The organism is Acidisphaera sp. L21 (genome assembly GCF_009765685.1).
In the GTDB taxonomy this organism is placed as follows: Bacteria; Pseudomonadota; Alphaproteobacteria; order Acetobacterales; family Acetobacteraceae; genus LMUY01.
This window is the reverse complement of record NZ_LMUY01000015.1, coordinates 109,372-126,904: the sequence shown is the minus strand read 5'-3', so window position 1 is coordinate 126,904 and position 17,533 is coordinate 109,372. Positions and strand designations below refer to the sequence as shown.

The following is a 17,533-nucleotide window of genomic DNA, read 5'->3' as shown; positions in this document are numbered from 1 at the left end:
GGCGTCCATGGTGGCGGCGATGTCGTCGGCAGCGCGGGCTTGGGAGTAGGATGTGGGGTTTGGCGGCACGTCACTGGGTGGGTAGCCGCGTGCGTTGTAGGCGACGGCCCGGTAGCGGCGGCCGAAATGGCTGAGCTGTAGCTCCCAACTCCGCACATCGCCGGCGAATTCGTGCACGAAGACGATGGGGGTGCCGGATCCGGTTTCCTCGTATTGTAGGCGAACCCCGTCATCGGTCTTGGCAAACGGCATCAGATCATGCTCCCCGGTCGGGGGGATCGTGCGATGAGCACTGGGGCGGGTCAACCAGCGGCAAGCTTGGGATCTCGCGTTGTAATATGTCGCATTACATGTTACATTGATCCGAAGGAAAGCAACTTGATCCAGAGCTTTCGCCATAAGGGACTGCGCCGGGTGTTCGAGGATGGTGATCACCGGGGCGTCCCGGCTGAATTGGCCCGTCGCATTGGAACAATGCTTGCTGCACTCGATGACGCTCAGGAGGTGGAGGAATTGAATTTCCCATCCTTCCGGCTGCATCAACTGAAGGGCGATCTTTTCGGATTGTGGGCGGTCACGGTGCGCGCCAATTGGCGGATCGTGTTTCGGTTCGAGTCCGGCCAGGCGCTGGATGTCGATTTTGTTGATTACCACTGAAAGATCGGTAAGGCCGTGCCAATGAAAAATCCGCCCCACCCGGGGCTGCTGGTCAAAGACGAGCTGGATGCTCTTGGGCTGTCGATAGCAGAAGCGGCGGCTGGGCTGGGCGTCACGCGGCAGCAGTTGCATCGTGTCATTTCCGGCCGCTCCGGCGTTTCGCCGGAAATGGCACTCCGGCTTGAACAAGGCATCGGCAGTACGGCGCGACTTTGGTTGGCGTTGCAGTCCACGTTCGACCTGGCCCACCTGCAGCAGCGACCCGATGCGCCACATATCGCCAAGCTGCCCATAAGGTCGCCTGCCTGACTCGGCGGTAGAAGACGGCCGCGGCGGTCTGCCTCGCCGCGCTACAGTGCCTTCGTGCTGGTCATACCAACGCCTCGGCCATGCGGTCCAACGCGATGCCCAGCTGCCTGGCGTCGCGACAGACACACATGCGCAGCCAGCCGGCGGCGGCGTCGCCGAATAGTTCGCCAGGGGCAAGGCCGACGCGGGCGCGTTCCAGCACTTGCAGACAGGCGACGCGCGCATCCGGCATGCCGTCGATGCGAAAGAAAGAGTACATGCCGCCATGCGGTGGGGCCGTCAGTCGGACACGAGACACTTGGGCGAGACGCTCGTGCGCCAGGGCGACGCCAACGCGACAACGTTCGCGGATTTCGCCGACGAAGCCCTCGCCTTCGGTGATCGCGGTGGCGCCGGCCTCCTGGATGAAATCGGCGGTGCCGCTGTTCAGGTATTGCGTCATGGCGCCGACACGCTCGGCCAGGGACGCCGGGTGGGTGAGCCAGCCCAGGCGAAAGCCGGTCATCGCCCAGGCCTTGCTGAAGCTGTTGACGGTCATCACCAGATCGTCCGGCTCGGCGAGTTGAAGCATCGAGGGGGCGATGTCGCCATCGAAATACAGGCGGCCGTAGACCTCGTCGGCAATGATCCAGATGCCGCGTTCCCGGCTCAGCGCTAGCAGGGCGCGGAGGTCCTCCTGGGTGGCGGTCCAGCCGGTCGGGTTGGCGGGGCTGGAGAAGACGATCGCGCGCGTTCTGGCGTCGCACAGGGCGGCGACGTGGTCGATGTCCAGGGTCCATTGGTTGTTCTGGAGCACCAGGGGGCAGGGGCGCGGCTCGCCGCCGGCGACGTGGATGGCGTTGTGAATGTTCGGCCATTGCGGCGTGACGTAGACGGCGTTGGTCCCCGGCTCGACCACCAGTTCCAGCGCCAGGGCCACGGCCTGCATGCCGCTGGGGGTGACCGTGCTGCGATCGACCTCGATCGGGCGGCCGTGAAGGCGGGTTTGGTAGGTGGACAGCGCCGAGGTGAGGCTCGGCGTGCCCCGCATGTTGGGGACGTAGAAGGTGCGCCCGGCGTCGAGCGCCCGCTTGGCGGCGTCGCGGATGAAGGCGGGGGTCACCAGGTCGCCCTCGCCAAACCAAAGCGGGATGACACCGGAGATGTGGCGCGCCTTTTCCGCCAGCACGGCGATGTTGTCGGTCACCATATCCTGGATCTGCGGGCGGATACGGGTTTCCGGGCCACCGGGCGGGGCGTTGCGGATCATGCGATTGGCTCCTGCTGCGCCGGCAGACTAGAGCGGCCCCATTGCGGTGCAATGCGCGCGGCGGCATGACAGTGCCGCATGAGGGAGCGCATATCCGTCGCCACCGCCCGGCGCATCGCACTGGCCGCCACCGGGCTGGCTGAGGCGCGGCCCGCCATCGCGGATCGCGCGCAGTTGCGGCGCACCGTGGCGCGGTTGGGACTGTTGCAGATCGATTCGGTGACGGTGCTGACCCGGGCGCACTATCTGCCGCTGTTTTCCCGGCTGGGCGATTATCCGCGGGCACTGCTGGATGATGCGGCGTGGGGCGCAAAGCCGTCGCTGTTCGAATACTGGGCGCATGAGGCATCGCTGCTGCCGCCGACCACGCAGCCGCTGCTGCGCTGGCGCATGCAGCAAGCCGACCGGTTGGAGGGGATCTACGGCGAACTCCGCCGCTTCGTGACCGAACGCCGGGCGCATGTGGATGCAGTGCTGGCGCGAATCCGCAGCGATGGCGGCTTGGCGGCGTCCGATTTGGATGGGCCGCGTGGCGCTGGCGGGTGGTGGGGATGGAGCGAGAACAAGCGGGCGCTGGAGTGGCTGTTCTGGGCCGGGCACGTGACGACCGCCACCCGGCGCGGAGGGTTCGAGCGGGTGTACGACCTGCCGGAACGCGTGCTGCCGCGGGCAGTTCTGGATACTCCGACGCCAGAGCCGGCGGACGCGCACCGGGCACTGCTGCAGATTGCTGCGCGGGCGCTGGGTATCGCGACGCTCGGGGATTTGCGGGATTATTTCCGCCTGTCGCCGGGTGAGGCAACGGACCGGGTGGCGGAATTGGTGGAGATGGGGGAACTGGTTCCCGTCACGGTAGAGGGGTGGAAGCAGCAGGCCTACGTCCACTCAGCGGCGCGGTGGCCGCGCCGGGTCGAGGCGTGCGCTCTGCTCTGCCCGTTCGACCCAGCGGTGTGGGAGCGTACCCGGACGGAACGGCTGTATGAGTTTCGATACCGGCTGGAGATCTACACGCCGGCGCATAAGCGGCAACACGGCTACTACGTGCTGCCGTTCCTGCTGGGGGACCGGATGGTGGCGCGCGTCGACCTGAAGACGATGCGGACGACGTCGACGCTGCACGTGTTGGCCGCCCATGCCGAACCGCATGCATCGCCGGAGACGGCGGAACGGTTGTTGGCCGAACTGCAAACCATGGCGCGCTGGCTGGGGCTGGAGCATGTAGCAATCACCCCGGCGGGGGATTTCGGCCCGACGCTGGCAGCGGCGCACGGGAATGCGGCGACGGACATCGAGATCGTGCCCGAGCCGGCCCCGGCGGAGAACGGCTAGGTCGTGTCTGCCAGAAGCTCGGTCCGCTAGAAGCTGGGTCCGCTAGAAGCTGGCGATCGCGCAACCCGCGCCCTTGGCCTTCAACTGGGTGCAGAAGGCGGTGGCCGACGCGATGTCGGTGAAGCCGCCGGTGCGCAGGCGGTAGAAAGTCTTGCCGTCGCGCTCGGCCTTCATCACGGCCGGCTTATGGGCGCTCATGACGTCCGGCAGGCGCTTTTCCAGGCGATGCCACTCGTTCATCGCGGCCTGTTCGGTTTCGAGCGCGGCAAGCTGCACCTCGGTGCCGCCGGTGGCGGCGGCATGTGCCGCGGGGGCGTGGGTGGCGGGTGGAGCGATGGGATGCTGCTCGGGCGCGGCGGAGATCGCGGCGGGGGGTGAGGCGAGCGAGACCGGCTGGGCCTGGGGCGGCGCCTGACGGGCGGTTTGGAGTTGTCGCAACAGTTGCGGCTGCGGCACTTCGGGCGGTGGGGCTGGCGGCGCAGCCTCGCGGGCGGCCTGGATCTGCGCGCGCAACACCTGCGGCTGTGGCACCTCGGGCGCCGGGGCCATCGCATCGGCCTGCCCGGTGCCGGAGCCGCCCATAATTTGTTCCTCTGCGCCGGCGACCTGCATGCCACCGGGATTGTCGGGCTTCACGCGCAACGGGCGGCTGTCGGCTTCGATGACGGGAACGCCATGGGTGCGACGACCGAGCATGGCGTAGCCGCCGATACCCAGGGCCAGAACGACCGCGGCACCGCCGGCGATGACCGCCATACGGCGCATCTGTGGGTCGAACATCGGCTCACGCCGTTGGGGCCGCCAGCTTTCTGTCGCGGGGCTCAAACGCTCGCTCACTCAGCGCATCTCCTCGACTGGGGCCACCCCCATCACTTGGAGGCCGGACCGGATTACGGTCGCCACCGAGGCCACCAGCGCCACACGCGCCTGCGTGTATGCGAGGTTGTCCGGCTGCAGGAAGCGGAGGGTCGTAGCCTCCCTCCCGCGGTTCCACAGCATATGAAAGTCCGCCGCCAAGTCATAGAGAAAAAACGCGATTCGGTGCGGTTCGCGCGCTTCCGCCGCTGCCTCGACCGTGCGTGGCCAGCCCATCATGCGGCGCACCACGGCAAGCTCGGCCTCGTCTTGCAGGCTGTCCAGCGAGGCCGCCGGGTCGATGGAGATGCCGGGCATATCGGCGGCGGCGCGCAGGACGGAGCGGCAGCGGGCGTGGGCGTACTGAACGTAGAAAACCGGATTCTCCCGCGTCTGCGCGACGGCGGCATCGATGTCGAAATCCATCTGGGCGTCGGATTTGCGGGTGAGCATGGTGAAGCGCACGGCGTCGCGGCCAACGAACTCCAACAGGTCCGACAGGGTGATGAAGGTGCCGGCGCGCTTGCTCATCCGCACCGGTTCGCCGCCCTTCATCACGCGGACGATCTGGCACAGCACGACCTCCAGCAGGACGGTGCCGCCGGTGATGGCCTTGGTCGCCGCCTTCATGCGGGAGACGTAGCCGCCGTGGTCGGCGCCCAGCACGTCGATCAGCACGTCCGAGCGGGCGGCCTTGGCGGCGTGGTAGGCGATGTCATTGGCGAAATAGGTGTTGGTGCCGTCGGATTTGCGCAGCGGGCGGTCGACGTCGTCGCCGAATTGAGTGGAGCGGAACAGCAATTGCTCCCGCGGTTCCCAGTCGTCGGGCAGCTTACCCTTCGGCGGTTCCAGCACGCCCTGGTAGAGCAGGCCGTCGGCTTGGAGCTTGGCGATGGAGGCGTCGGGGGCGCCGCTTTCCAGCAATTCGCGTTCGGAACTGAAGCGGTCGAAGGTGACGCCGAGTTCGGCCAGGTCAATGCGGATGCTGGCGAGCATGGCGTCGATGGCGAATTGGCGCACCACGGGCAGCCAGCTTGCCGGGTCACCGACCGTGAGGTCCGGGCCAGCCAGGGAGGCGCCGTAGGCTTCGGCGAGCTTCACCCCGACCGGGACCAGGTAATCGCCGCGATATTGCAGGCCGCCGGGCACCGATGCGGCGAACTCCTCCTCCGTCAACGCCGTGCCGAGGGATTCGAGGTAGCGCCAGTAGCTGGCCCAGGCGAGCGCGGCGACCTGGTTGCCGGCGTCGTTGACGTAGAATTCCTTGGTGACGGCGTAACCTGCCTTGGCCAGCAGGTTGGCCAGCGCGTCACCCACCACCGCACCCCGGCAATGCCCGACATGCATCGGCCCGGTGGGATTGGCGGAGACGTATTCCACGTTGATCCGCTTGCCGTGGCCGGTGGTGCTGGCGCCGAACGCCTCGCCTGCGCGCAACACGGCGGGAATGGCGGCAAGCAGGGTCGCCGGGGCCAGGCGCAGGTTCACAAATCCGGGACCGGCCGGCTCGGCGGAGGCGATTTCCGGCGCCTGGGCCAGGGCGGCGGCCAGGGCGGCGGCGATCTTGGCGGGGGGTAGGCGCGCGGGTTTGGCGGCGATGAGGGCCGCGTTCGTCGCCATGTCGCCATGCGCCGGGTCGCGCGTGGGCGTCACCTCCACACGCGCGGCCAGTTCGGGCGGCAGGTCCGGGACGGCGGCTTGCAAGGCAGCCAACACACGCTCACGAATCAGGGTGTAGATATTGTCGGTCATGGTCGGGCGCTTCTAGGGTGATCGGACGCTCAAGTCCAAGGAAGACACCACACATGGCCACCGGCGCCCTTTCCCGTTTCCGCATCCTCGATCTAACCCGCGTGCGCGCCGGGCCGACCTGCGTGCGCCAGTTCGCCGACTTCGGCGCACAGGTGATCAAGATCGAGTCGGCCGGAGGCGATGCCGGTATGGGCGGCGCGCGCCTGGGGCCGGATTTCCAGAACCTGCATCGCAACAAGCGCTGCATCACGCTGGACCTGAAATCGCCCGACGGGCTGGAGATCCTGCGCAAGCTGGTCGCCCAGGCAGACGTGATGGTGGAAAACTTTCGCCCCGACGTGAAGGACCGGCTGGGCATCGGCTACGAGGCGATGAAGGCGATCAACCCGCGCATCGTCTACGCCAGCATTTCGGGGTTCGGGGAGGACGGGCCGTATCGGATGCGGCCGGGGTTCGACCAGATCGCGCAGGGAATGGGGGGCATCATGTCCGTCACCGGGTTGCCGGGGCATGGGCCGGTGCGGGCGGGGATTCCCGTGGCGGACCTGACCGCGGGGTTGTTCGCGGCACAGGGCATCATGGCGGCGCTGCTGGAGCGCGAGGTGTCCGGCGAGGGGCAGTGGGTGCAGAGCAGCCTGCTCGGCTCGATGATCGCGATGATGGATTTCCAGGCGGCGCGCTGGCTGATGGACAAAGACGTGCCGAAGCAGGCGGGCAACGACCACCCGACCAGCATCCCGACCGGGGTGTTCCCGACCAAAGATGGCCACATCAACATTGCGGCGTCGGGTGACAAGATGTTTGCGCGGTTATGCAAGGAGCTAGGCTTCCCCGACCTGGTGAGCGAGCCGCATTTCAAGACGGGCGAGGCGCGGTCCGCCAATCGAGGGCTGTTGAACGAGCGGATCGCGACGGTGACGCGCACGGATACGTCGGCGAGTTGGGTGGAGCGGCTGGAAGCGGCGGAGGTGCCGTGCGGGCCGATCTACGCGATGGACGAAGTGTTCGCCGACCCGCAGGTGAAGCATCTGGGCATGGCGCAGGCGGTGGAGCACCCGGAACTGGGGCGGATCGAGATCGTCGGCCAGGCGATCAAGCTGAGCCGTACGCCGGCAAAGCTGGAGACTGCGACCGCCGGGTTGAGCGAACACACGGATGAGGTGTTGGCGGAGTTGGGGTATGATGCGGCGGCGATTGCCGGACTGCATGAGCGGGGCGCGGTTTAGGCGGGACGCTTCGGTGGGGCTGGGGGTGGGCGATGCTTGAAACTCGGACTAGCCGTGTGGTCTCTGGCTTGAATGATGCAGCGCCTCCCTTCCCGCCCCGATGAGACCGCCTGCGCGCCCGCGCCGTTTCGCAACGCGTTGGGTGAATTGGTGGAGATCGGGATGGACGTCGCCCGCCTGATTGGGCGGATAGCCAAGTCCGAGATCGCCCTGGCGGATGCGGCGGGGATGGTGGCGGAGGGTGTTTCACCCGTCGCCACCTCACTTGCCCAGGCGATCGAGGCAGACCGGGCGGCCGTTGCTGCGGGGGAGGCCCTACGGGACGTCGCCGGGCGGACCGAGATCGTGGCGGCGGCGTTCTCCCAGGTATCGCGTGCCGTTCGCCGAACGGTGTTGCTGGCCGAGCGACTGGATCGCGGTTGGGCTCGGCCGAGGTGCTCGGATGACCGCCATGCCATGGCCCGGCGCCAGATCGAGCGCGGTGTGCGCGATGCCATTGCGCGGAACGCCGATAGCGATGATGCCCCGCGCCTCATCCGCGCGCTGGCGGAACGACTGGATTCGATCGATACGCTCGATGATATAGAGGGCCGGGATATCGAGGGCCGGTGCACCGAGGATGTGATCCGTGACATCTGCCGCGGCCTCGGTGTGGATCCCGGCCGCATGGTGTCAGAGATGGGTGGCAAGGACGCGATCCCTCCCATGGCGAAGCCGCAGGGTGGTGCGGGGCGGAACGGTGCAGTGCGAGATGAAGATTCATTGCGAGATTCCGATTCCCGCGCCCGAGCGTCGCCGGCACGGGAACACCCGAGTTGAGCAACGCATGCGCTTTGGTGTCGCCGTTTCGGAATACCGCACCAGATCGGTGACATTGCCGATCGAAGGAGCCGTGTCTCGCCCGAGGGTCATACTGTTCACCGCCTGGCCAACGCGTTCACTGCCGCATTCGTGGGCCACATTGTGCATGCCAGCAGTCCGCAGGGGCGGTTTGCCGATGGCGCGGCCACGTTGGACGGGTTGCGGCTGGACCATGCGGAGGCCTGGGGCAAGCAGATGTTCCTGCGCTTCGCCGGGCCGGTGTGGCTGCGGGTGCATTTGGGGCTGTACGGCAATTGGCGGTTCGCCGGGTCGGGACTGGAGGGGATCGGCCGGCGCGGCCGGGCGGCGGCCGACGAGGATGGGCCGCCAGCGCCGCGTGGCGCGGTTCGGCTGCGGTTGAGCACGGCGACGCACACCGCGGACCTCAGCGGGCCGACCGCTTGCGAGCTGTTGTCCGATGCGGGCAAGGCGGCGGCGACCAGCGAATTGGGGCCCGACCCGCTGCGGCCGGATGCCAAGCCGGCGCGGGCGTGGGAGATGATCCACGCCTCCCGCACCGCGATCGGGCAATTGCTGATGCGGCAGGATTGCATCGCCGGCATCGGCAACATCTACCGCGCGGAGTTGCTGTTCCGGGCACGGATCGAGCCGCACAAGCCGGGGCGCGAGTTGACCCGGCCACAATGGGACGCGTTGTGGCGCGACACGCGGGCACTGCTGCGGGACGGCGTGCGCGATGGCGCCATCATCACGACCCGGCCGAAGGACCGGCCGCCGGGCACGCCGGTGGTCGGCAAGCGCATGCGCAAGGACGCCCGCAGCTACGTGGCGCATCGGGAGGGCGAGCCCTGCCGGATCTGTGGCAACCCCGTGCGAGCCGAGGCGATGGCCGGGCGGCAGCTGTATTGGTGCCCGGTTTGCCAGACGGCGTAGATCGAAACGGTTGATCCGGACAGCGTTGCAGCCCATGTCAGATCAGCATGACTCGCGGACACGAATGACCGATCCATACCAGACACTCGGCGTTGCCAAGGACGCGTCGGCGGATGATATCCGCCGCGCCTACCGCAAGCTGGCCAAGAAGCACCACCCCGACCTCAACCCCGGCAACAAGGTGGCCGAGGACACGTTCAAGGCCGTGTCGTCGGCGAACGACCTGCTGTCGGACCCGGAGAAGCGCGCCCGGTTCGACCGCGGCGAGATCGACGCCGCCGGGGACCCGCGTCCGGAGCGTGCGAGCTATCGCTCGTATGCCGATGCAGCCGGCGGGCGGCATTATGGCGGCGGGCAAGCCGGCATGGGAGACATCTTCTCCGACCTGTTTTCCCAGTCGTTCGAGCGTGAGAACCGGCCGATGCGTGGTCGGGATGCCGCGTATACGCTGAGCGTGGATTTCACCGACGCCATCACCGGGACGCAGCAGCGGCTGTCGCTGCCGGATGGGCGCACGCTGGACGTGCGGGTGCCCGCGGGGATGGAGAGCGGACAAACCTTGCGCCTGCGTGGCCAGGGGTCCGAAGGCGCCAATAGCGGCCCGGCGGGAGACGCACTGATCACCGTGACGGTTCTGCCGCACCGCTTCTTCCGGCGAGACGGAAACGACATCCATCTGGACCTGCCGGTGACGCTGAAGGAGGCTGTGCTGGGGGCCCGGGTGACGATCCCGACGGTCACCGGGTCGGTGGCGATGACGATCCCGGGGCGGTCCGACACGGGCAAGATCCTGCGGCTGCGTGGCCGTGGCGTGCCGGCGCTGGGCAGTCGCCCAGCCGGCGACCAATTGGTGACGCTGACGGTGGTGCTGCCCGATACCGACGATGCGCTGGAGTCGTTTCTGCGCGAGTGGGCACCAGCCACCGAAACGAACCCACGAGAAGGCATGACGGAGGCGTCGTGATCACGCTGGAAATGCTGCCCCGCCATGTGCGCGGGGTGCGGGTCGAGGATGTGACCCGCTGGGTGGCGCTGGCTTGGGTGCAGCCGGAGCAAGGCCCGGCGGGCTGGCTGTTCCGCGAGATCGACGTCGCCCGGGTGCGATTGCTGGTGGAATTGCATGACGACATGGATTTGGCGGAGGACGCGCTGCCCATCGTGCTGTCGCTGCTGGACCAGCTTTACGACGCACGCCGGCAGATGCTTGCGCTGCGCGGGGCGTTGGAGGCAGTGCCGGCGGAGGCGCGGGAGGCGGTGTTGCGCGCCCTGCCACCATGACGGACGGTCCAAAGCCGCATTTCACCTCCAGGGCCGAGGCCGAGTTGGCCGCGCGACGGGAGCGTGAGGCGGCTGCCCTGCGCGCCAACCTGCGCCGCCGCAAGGACCAGCAGCGCAACGTTGCAGAGCCGAAGCCCGCGCCAGACGAACCGCAGCTGGATTAGGGCAAAATTCGCGGTGAAAGATGCACGAACTTTGCTCTAGCTCGCTGTTTTGGCGAGCATTTTTATCCGCCCGATGGTTCCCATTGTGCGGAAGATGCTCTAGTTGCGGGGCACGTCCGCTTCCCGCAAGCCGCGCATCTCGCCGGATTGCACGCTGCCGATCGCGTTGGTCAGGATCTGCACCACGGCTTCGTCCGAGAGCGATCGGGTGAGCAGGCCCAGCGAGCCGCCCAGCAGCGCGGAAGCGATCGATAGCGAACTGATGTTCTGCCCGACCATGTATTCGATCGCCTTGTCGACGATCGCGCCGGCGTGGCTGAGGTCGGAGGGGGCGCCGTCATCGGGTGCCATGGTCATATCTGCTCTCCTTCGGTGCGACAGATGGACGCAAACCGGTTGGAATTAAACCCGCAGGGGATCGGCGGGGATGGGATGCGGTGCCGGACCGAAAGGTTCGCCGCGCGACTCGGCCTCGTTCTCCTCCGCCTGCAATTGCCACATTCCGGCGTAGACGCCACCTGCCGCGAGGAGGGCTGCGTGCGTTCCACGCTCGGCGACGCGGCCGTCGGACAACACGATGATCTCGTCGGCATCGACGACGGTCGAAAGACGATGGGCGATCACGATGCTGGTGCGGTTGGCGGCGGCGTTGCGCAGGGCGGTGCCGATATCCACCTCGGTTCGGGTGTCGAGCGCGCTGGTGGCCTCGTCGAGGATGAGGATGCGCGGGTCTTTCAGGATGGTGCGGGCGATGGCCACGCGCTGCTTCTCGCCGCCGGAGAGTTTGAGGCCGCGTTCGCCGACGATGGTGTCGTAGCCGTCCGGCAGGCGAAGGACGAAGTCGTGGACCTGCGCCTGGCGGGCGGCGTGTTCGACGTCCGCCTGGGTGGCGCCGACCCGGCCGTAGGCGATGTTGTAGCGGATGGTGTCGTTGAACAGCACGGTGTCCTGCGGAACCACGCCGATGGCGGCGCGCAGGCTTTCCTGGGTGATGTCGCGGATATCGCGGCCATCCACCAGCACCCGGCCGCCAGTGACGTCGTAGAAGCGGAACAGGAGGCGGCTGATGGTGCTTTTGCCCGCGCCGGTCGGGCCGACGATGGCGAGCTTGGTGCCGGGGGGCACGCTGAAGCTGACACCGTGCAGGATTTCCCGGTCGGGGCGATAGCCGAACCGCACGTTCTCGAACGAAACGGCGCCGACGGTTTGGCCAGGGGTGCGGGGTGGAAGGGTTTCGGCGCCGGGTGCGTCGGCGACTTCCTGGTCGACGGTCAGCAGGCGGAACATCTGCTCCATGTCGACGACCCCCTGCTTGATGGAGGAATAGACGAAGCCCAGGAAGTTCAGCGGCTGATAGAGCTGCATCAGGTACGTGTTCACCAGCACGAACTTGCCGACGGTCATGCTGCCGTCAACGACGCCGCGGGCAGCCATCAGCATGATGATCGCCAACCCGGCGGCGATGATGAAGGCCTGGCCGATGTTCAACATGTTCAGTGTCACCTGGGTGCGGACGGCAGCGGTTTCGTAGCGGGCCAGCGCGTTGTCGTAGCGGGCGGCCTCGTGCGCCTCGTTGCCGAAGTATTTGACGGTTTCGTAGTTCAGCAGGCTGTCCAGGGCCTTGGTGTTGGCCTCGCTATCCACCTCGTTCATCAGGCGGCGGTATTTCACCCGCCAGGTGGTGAAAACGACGGTGAAGCCGATGTAGCTGGCGACTGCGCCGAAGGTGACGGCGGCATAGCGCCAGTCGAACAGGTACCAGATGGTGCCGGTGACGAGCACGACCTCGAACAAGGTGGGCAGCAGGTTGAAGACGGCCAGGCGCAGGACTTGCTGGATGCCGGCAACCCCACGCTCGATCGCGCGGGAGACGCCGCCAGTTTGGCGGTCCAGATGGAAGCGCAAGGACAGGCCGTGCATGTGGCGGAAGGTGTCGAGCGCCACGTGCCGTGTGGTGCGTTGCTGGACGGCCGCGAACACGGCGTCCCGCAACTCCCCAAACGCGGCGGAGGCGACGCGCAGCAGGCCGTAGCCCAGGATCAACGCCAGCGGCACGGTGGCCGGGTTGTGAGCGGGGGACAGCGCGTCGACCGCGCGGCTGTATACCAGCGGAATGTAGACGGTCGCGACCTTCGCTAGCACCAGGCAAAGGGCCGCCAACAGCACCCGGGCATGGGCGTTGCGGTCCCCCCGTGGCCACAGATACGGCAGCAGCGAGCGAATTGTCGCCCAGGTGGATCGGTTGGGGGCGGGCAAGTTCAGAGCGCGACGGGACATGGCGCTCATGTGGCAGTCCAAGGCCCCGCTGCAAAGGCATGGCACGTGACCATCGCCGCCGGCTGGGATACAGGTGCCAAATGGCTCTACCCCCAAGCTTCCAGCGGCACATCGACCATTGTAACAATGCCAACCTGCCCGGGCGGCGCACAGAGTTCTACATTGCCGGCCAACCTGCGGGCTGGGTTACGCCGGAAGTGGCCGCACTCGTCGGCACCCAGGCGGACCCGGCAGCCCTACGTGACATCGCCGACACGCTGCTGCACGCCGGGCTATACCGCTGGCGGAACGAGGCGTTCGATGTCCGTGCGTTTCCGGACGGGCCGGTGCTGGGCACGATCGACCGCGGGGTGTTGCCAGTGCTGGGCATCCAGGCCGTCGGGGTGCACCTGAACGGATTGGTCAAGCGGGCGGATGGGCTGCATGTGTGGATAGGACGCCGGGCGCTGGACAAGAAGTTGGACCCTGGCAAGCTGGACCATATCGTTGGTGGCGGCGTACCAGCCGGGCTGAGCCCCGCGGAGACACTGGTGAAGGAGGCGGAGGAAGAAGCCGGCCTGCCTGCCGGGCTTGTGGCGGAGGCGACCCAGCACGCCACCATCAGCTACGCGATGGACCGGCCGGAGGGCCTGCGCCGCGACCGGCTGTATTGCTATGACCTGATGATCCCGGAATCGTTCACACCCTATCCGGTTGACGGGGAGGTCGCCGGGTTCGAGCTATGGCCAGTTCAGGATGTCTTCGATCGCGTGCGCGACACCGACGACTTCAAGTTCAACGTTAATATGGTGCTGATCGACCTGTTTCCAGCGGCTGGAGTTGCTGCCGCGATAGCCGATCGCCCTCCCCCGCGATTGGGAAGGGCTGTTGGAGTGGCTATTCCTCGCCGGGCGCTGCTGCGATCGGGATTGGGCGGGATTCGGGCTGTTCCCCGCGGAGCTCGCGTTCCAGATCCGGCTGGTCGTCGCCATCCGAATCCTCCTCGGGCTCATCCCGGCGGGGGCCGTTATGCTGGGCCTGCACCGGCGCGACCGGCTGCCCGTTCGGCGACGGATTCGGCTGGTTCTGCTGCTGCGCCTGGTTGATGGCGTTGATGATGCGGAAGTAGTGCTCGGCGTGCTGGAAGTAACCCTCCGCCATCACCCTGTCACCGCTGCTGGTCGCATCGCGGCCGAGCTGCAGATACTTCTCAAAAAGCTGCTGTGCCGTGCCACGAACCCGGATGTCGGGGCCGTTGCTATCGAACACATGATTGCGGTTGAGCGGAACATTGCCGCTTTGATGCCGAGGGGGACCACCGCCACCGCCGCCACCACCGGGCCCACGGTTATTCCGGCCACGCATACGCTTCATATTCATTCGGTCTGCAGCTCTTCCAGTTTCGATCTCGGGTCGGGCCTGGCGGCCAGCGTCTTAAAATGTCGGGTTATGGGCCAGTGCACCCAGTTCCACATCGGCCGCCCTAGGACAGAACCCTGGGCCGGTCAACGGCGCAACCACGTTGACGGACCCTACCGGCCGCGCCACACTTCGCCAAACGTTTTTTTCCCACCGCGGCGAATTGGCAGGGCACGCTCGACGCCCCCAAGATCCCGATGCGGCGGCCCAGGCACCAGCCCGGCACCGGTCGCCAGTTCGGCCACGGCAGGTGCCTGTCCCTGACCGAGTTCTAGTATGGCGACGCCGCCTGGCGCTAACAAGCCCGGCAACCCCGCCATGATCGCCCGGTAGGCAACCAGTCCATCGGCCCCGCCATCCAGGGCCGAGGCCGGTTCGTAGAGGGCGACCTCGGGCATGAGGCCGGGGATGACGGCGGTTTCGATGTAGGGCGGGTTGGACAGCACCAGGTCGAACTTGCCGTTCAGCGCAGTGCCCCAGTCGCCGCAGAAGAACGCGGCGCGTTCGGCCACGCCCACCGTTTCCGCGTTATACCACGCCAACGCCGTCGCATCTGCGGAGCGATCCATGCCAACGCCGGTCGCGTTGGGAAATTCCACCAGGGCGGCAATCAGCAAGCAGCCGGTGCCAGTGCCCATATCCAGCACCCGCGCGACCTTCCGCTTCGGGAAAGCGATCACCGCGGCCTCGATCAAAGTTTCCGAGTCGGCGCGGGGGATCAGCGTGTCGTTGGTGACCGCGACCTCGAAATTCCAGAACGGCTGGCGGCCGAGGATGAACGCAATCGGCTCCCGCGCGGCCCGGCGCTCCAACATGTGTTCATACAGCGGCACCGGGACATTCGCGGTGAGGCAGCGGAGCAGCCCGGCCATGTCCAGCCCGGCGGCATAAGCCAGTAACAGACGGGCCTCACGACGAGGATCCTCGATCCCCGCCGCCGTCAAGATCGCGGTGCCCTGGATAAGGCGCTGCGCCAGTGTCACTCGTCGGCGGCGAGGCGGGCGGCCTGGTCCTCTGCCGTCAGTGCGTCCACGATCTCGTCCATCTCACCCAGCATGATGCGGTCGATCTTGTGCAGCGTCAGGTTGATGCGGTGATCAGACACCCGGCCTTGCGGGAAGTTATAGGTCCGGATCCGCTCCGACCGGTCGCCGGTGCCGACCTGCGCCTTGCGGTCGGCACCGCGGGCCGCCGCGAGGCTGGAGCGCTGGGCCTCGTACAGCCGGGCGCGGAGAATTTTCATCGCCTTGGCGCGGTTCTTGTGCTGCGACCGCTCCTCCTGCATCGCCACCACGACGCCGGAGGGGATGTGGGTGATGCGGACCGCACTGTCGGTCTTGTTGATGTGCTGACCACCGGCGCCGGACGCACGGTAGGTGTCGATGCGCAAATCCGATTCGTTCACCTGAATATCCACCTCCTCCGCCTCCGGCAGCACCGCTACGGTGACGGTGGAGGTATGGATGCGGCCCTGGCTCTCGGTCGCGGGCACGCGCTGCACCCGGTGGACGCCGGATTCATATTTCAGCTTGGCGAACACGCCACGGCCGCTGATTTCGGCCACACCTTCCTTGAGGCCGCCCAACTCACTCTCGGTATAGTCCATCAGCTCGAACCGCCAGCCATGCAGGCCAGCGTAGCGCTGATACATGCCGAACAATTCCGCGGCGAACAGCCCCGCCTCATCGCCGCCCGCCGCCGGGCGGACTTCCAGGATGGCACTGCGCTCGTCGGCGGCGTCGCGGGGCAGCAGGGCCAGGCGGATTTCGCGCTGCAAGGCCGGCAGGCTGGTGCGCAGTTCGTGGAGTTCGGCCTCGGCCAGCGCCTTCATCTCGGGGTCGGCCAGCATGGCCTCGGCCTCCCCCGCCGCCTTCTCAGCCGCGCGTAGATCGCCGATGCGGGCCACGATCGGCTCCAGCTCGGACAACTCGCGAGATGATTTAGCGAACGCGTCGCCGGACAGACCGGCGGTCAGTTGCGCCCGCAACTCCTCCGCACGGTCAACGACGCGGTCGAGCTTGGTGTCGAGCGAGCTCACGACAGGCGGGCGGCGAGGCTGTCGATCGCCACCTCCTCCTGCGCGCCGGTATCCAGATGCTTCAGTTGAACCACGCCGCGGGCAGCTTCTTCCGCCCCCAGGATGACTGCGGCGCGGGCGCCGATCTTGTTGGCGCGCTCCATGCGGCGCTTCATGTTGCCGCGATAGGCCATTTCCGCCCGAATGCCCGCCCGGCGCAGTGTCTGCAACACGACCGTCGCGGGCGCCTCCGCCCCTTCTCCGGCCGGGATGACAGCGACCGCCGCCGGTGGCGACCCGGCATCGGCCAGCAGCATTGACAAACGCTCGATCCCCGCTGCCCAGCCGACGGCCGGGGTGGGCGGCCCGCCCATTTGCTCCACCAGGCCGTCGTAACGACCGCCAGCCATCACGGTGCCCTGGGAGCCGAGGCGGTCGGTCACGAATTCGAATGCGGTGTGGTTGTAGTAGTCCAGGCCGCGGACGATGCGCGGGTTCTCGCGGAACGGCACGCCGAACCGGGCCAGGTGTTCCAGCAGGGCGGCGTAGAAGCTGGCGGCCTCCGGCGTCAGATGCGGGGCGATGGTCGGCGCGTCGGTGACGATGGCGCGGTCGGCCGTGTCTTTGCTGTCCAGGATGCGCATCGGGTTGCGTTCCAACCGGTCGCGGCTCTCGGCGGACAGCGCATCCTTGTGGGTAGAGAAATATGCCACCAGGGCGCTGCGATAGGCGTCGCGGCTGGCGCGGTCGCCTAGCGTGTTAACCTCCAGCACCGTGTCGGCGGCGATCTCGAGGCGGGAGAGGATGTCCCACCCGCACGCGATCACCTCCGCATCCGCCAGGGGTTCGGACGGGCCGATCAGCTCCGCGCCAATCTGGTGGAACTGTCGGTAGCGACCCTTCTGCGGCCGCTCGTATCGGAACATCGGCCCGGCGTAGAACACCTTCTGCGGCAGGGACTGGGTCAGCCCGTTGGTGACCAGGGCGCGGCAGATGCCGGCCGTGCCTTCCGGCCGAAGGGTGATGCTGTCGCCGCCGCGGTCGTCGAAGCTATACATCTCCTTCGTCACAACATCGGACGTATCGCCGAGCGTGCGGGAGAAGACGCGAGTGTCCTCGAAGATGGGCGTGGCCCATTCGTCGAAGCCATAGAGGGTGGTGACGGTGCGGGATGTCTCCACCACGCGGGCATAACGGCGCTGCTCATCGCCAATCAAATCATGGGTGCCGCGGGGCGGCTGAAGCGCGCTCATGCTGGTCCGACTAC

Annotated in this window: 19 protein-coding genes and 1 pseudogene; 10 read left to right on the top strand and 10 right to left on the bottom strand. The window is 67.2% G+C overall.

The genetic code is table 11. From position 1 onward, the window contains the following. The coding region (locus GSQ76_RS30995; protein ID WP_335904879.1) for an alpha/beta fold hydrolase at positions 1–252 on the bottom strand (252 nt) is incomplete at its 3' end. 126 nt (positions 253–378) lie between these two features. On the opposite strand from GSQ76_RS30995, the gene GSQ76_RS03800 reads away from it, so the two are divergent. Together GSQ76_RS03800 and GSQ76_RS03795 are read left to right on the top strand one after the other, a co-directional pair. Further along, the gene (locus tag GSQ76_RS03800) at positions 379–657 is read left to right on the top strand and encodes a type II toxin-antitoxin system RelE/ParE family toxin (RefSeq protein ID WP_158742572.1); all 279 of its coding nucleotides are present in this window, start codon (positions 379–381) and stop codon (positions 655–657) included. Positions 658–678: 21 nt separating this feature from the next. Then, the gene (locus GSQ76_RS03795) at positions 679–966 is read left to right on the top strand and encodes a HigA family addiction module antitoxin (RefSeq protein WP_158742571.1); all 288 of its coding nucleotides are present in this window, start codon (positions 679–681) and stop codon (positions 964–966) included. Between the two features lie 61 nt (positions 967–1,027). Here the strand turns inward: GSQ76_RS03795 and GSQ76_RS03790 are convergent, their stop codons facing one another. Continuing rightward, positions 1,028–2,215, bottom strand: coding sequence for a pyridoxal phosphate-dependent aminotransferase (locus GSQ76_RS03790; RefSeq protein ID WP_158742570.1), 1,188 nt, complete (start codon positions 2,213–2,215; stop codon positions 1,028–1,030). 78 nt (positions 2,216–2,293) lie between these two features. On the opposite strand from GSQ76_RS03790, the gene GSQ76_RS03785 reads away from it, so the two are divergent. Beyond that, positions 2,294–3,544: a winged helix-turn-helix domain-containing protein gene (locus GSQ76_RS03785; protein ID WP_158742569.1), complete on the top strand. Its 1,251-nt coding sequence runs from the start codon at positions 2,294–2,296 to the stop codon at positions 3,542–3,544. A 42-nt stretch (positions 3,545–3,586) separates the two neighbouring features. On the opposite strand, the gene GSQ76_RS03780 is transcribed toward GSQ76_RS03785, so the two are convergent. Together GSQ76_RS03780 and argS are read right to left on the bottom strand one after the other, a co-directional pair. Further along, positions 3,587–4,381 carry an SPOR domain-containing protein gene (locus GSQ76_RS03780; RefSeq protein WP_158742568.1) on the bottom strand — a complete coding sequence of 265 codons (795 nt, stop codon included), beginning with the start codon at positions 4,379–4,381 and terminating at the stop codon, positions 3,587–3,589. Then, positions 4,382–6,151: an arginine--tRNA ligase gene (argS, locus tag GSQ76_RS03775; protein ID WP_158742567.1), complete on the bottom strand. Its 1,770-nt coding sequence runs from the start codon at positions 6,149–6,151 to the stop codon at positions 4,382–4,384. A gap of 53 nt (positions 6,152–6,204) precedes the next feature. Here argS and GSQ76_RS03770 point away from each other — a divergent pair, with 53 nt between their 5' ends. The 6 genes from GSQ76_RS03770 (at position 6,205) to GSQ76_RS30850 (ending at position 10,574) form a co-directional block, all read left to right on the top strand. Then, on the top strand, positions 6,205–7,377 hold the full coding sequence (locus tag GSQ76_RS03770; protein WP_158742566.1) for a CaiB/BaiF CoA-transferase family protein: 1,173 nt from the start codon (positions 6,205–6,207) through the stop codon (positions 7,375–7,377). A 72-nt stretch (positions 7,378–7,449) separates the two neighbouring features. After that, complete coding sequence (locus tag GSQ76_RS03765) at positions 7,450–8,196, top strand: hypothetical protein (protein ID WP_158742565.1); 747 nt, start codon at positions 7,450–7,452, stop codon at positions 8,194–8,196. A gap of 33 nt (positions 8,197–8,229) precedes the next feature. Next, on the top strand, positions 8,230–9,132 hold the full coding sequence (locus GSQ76_RS03760; RefSeq protein WP_335904881.1) for a zinc finger domain-containing protein: 903 nt from the start codon (positions 8,230–8,232) through the stop codon (positions 9,130–9,132). A 64-nt stretch (positions 9,133–9,196) separates the two neighbouring features. After that, the gene (locus GSQ76_RS03755; protein WP_158742564.1) at positions 9,197–10,096 is read left to right on the top strand and encodes a DnaJ C-terminal domain-containing protein; all 900 of its coding nucleotides are present in this window, start codon (positions 9,197–9,199) and stop codon (positions 10,094–10,096) included. Beyond that, complete coding sequence (locus tag GSQ76_RS03750) at positions 10,093–10,410, top strand: chaperone modulator CbpM (protein WP_216850878.1); 318 nt, start codon at positions 10,093–10,095, stop codon at positions 10,408–10,410. Before GSQ76_RS03755 ends, GSQ76_RS03750 begins: the two co-directional genes overlap by 4 nt. Next, on the top strand, positions 10,407–10,574 hold the full coding sequence (locus GSQ76_RS30850) for a hypothetical protein (RefSeq protein WP_174247284.1): 168 nt from the start codon (positions 10,407–10,409) through the stop codon (positions 10,572–10,574). The genes GSQ76_RS03750 and GSQ76_RS30850 overlap by 4 nt, the downstream gene beginning before the upstream one ends. 99 nt (positions 10,575–10,673) lie before the next feature. On the opposite strand, the gene GSQ76_RS03745 is transcribed toward GSQ76_RS30850, so the two are convergent. Continuing rightward, complete coding sequence (locus GSQ76_RS03745; protein ID WP_158742563.1) at positions 10,674–10,931, bottom strand: hypothetical protein; 258 nt, start codon at positions 10,929–10,931, stop codon at positions 10,674–10,676. A gap of 45 nt (positions 10,932–10,976) precedes the next feature. Beyond that, positions 10,977–12,860, bottom strand: coding sequence for an ABCB family ABC transporter ATP-binding protein/permease (locus tag GSQ76_RS03740; protein ID WP_408836164.1), 1,884 nt, complete (start codon positions 12,858–12,860; stop codon positions 10,977–10,979). A 71-nt stretch (positions 12,861–12,931) separates the two neighbouring features. Between GSQ76_RS03740 and GSQ76_RS32570 the strand changes: the two genes are divergently transcribed. Further along, a complete protein-coding gene (locus GSQ76_RS32570; protein WP_158742562.1) occupies positions 12,932–13,936 on the top strand; it encodes an NUDIX domain-containing protein in 1,005 nt (334 codons plus the stop codon). Between the two features lie 52 nt (positions 13,937–13,988). Here the strand turns inward: GSQ76_RS32570 and GSQ76_RS32565 are convergent. From GSQ76_RS32565 to hisS, 4 genes and pseudogenes are all read right to left on the bottom strand, one after another. Beyond that, positions 13,989–14,195 (bottom strand): annotated as a pseudogene (locus tag GSQ76_RS32565) (DUF4167 domain-containing protein); the annotation flags it as partial. Between the two features lie 167 nt (positions 14,196–14,362). Further along, positions 14,363–15,232: a peptide chain release factor N(5)-glutamine methyltransferase gene (gene prmC, locus GSQ76_RS03725; RefSeq protein WP_158742560.1), complete on the bottom strand. Its 870-nt coding sequence runs from the start codon at positions 15,230–15,232 to the stop codon at positions 14,363–14,365. Continuing rightward, a complete protein-coding gene (prfA, locus tag GSQ76_RS03720; RefSeq protein ID WP_158742559.1) occupies positions 15,229–16,287 on the bottom strand; it encodes a peptide chain release factor 1 in 1,059 nt (352 codons plus the stop codon). The genes prmC and prfA overlap by 4 nt, the downstream gene beginning before the upstream one ends. Beyond that, positions 16,284–17,519: a histidine--tRNA ligase gene (hisS, locus tag GSQ76_RS03715; protein ID WP_158742558.1), complete on the bottom strand. Its 1,236-nt coding sequence runs from the start codon at positions 17,517–17,519 to the stop codon at positions 16,284–16,286. Before hisS ends, prfA begins: the two co-directional genes overlap by 4 nt. Positions 17,520–17,533: the final 14 nt, after the last annotated feature.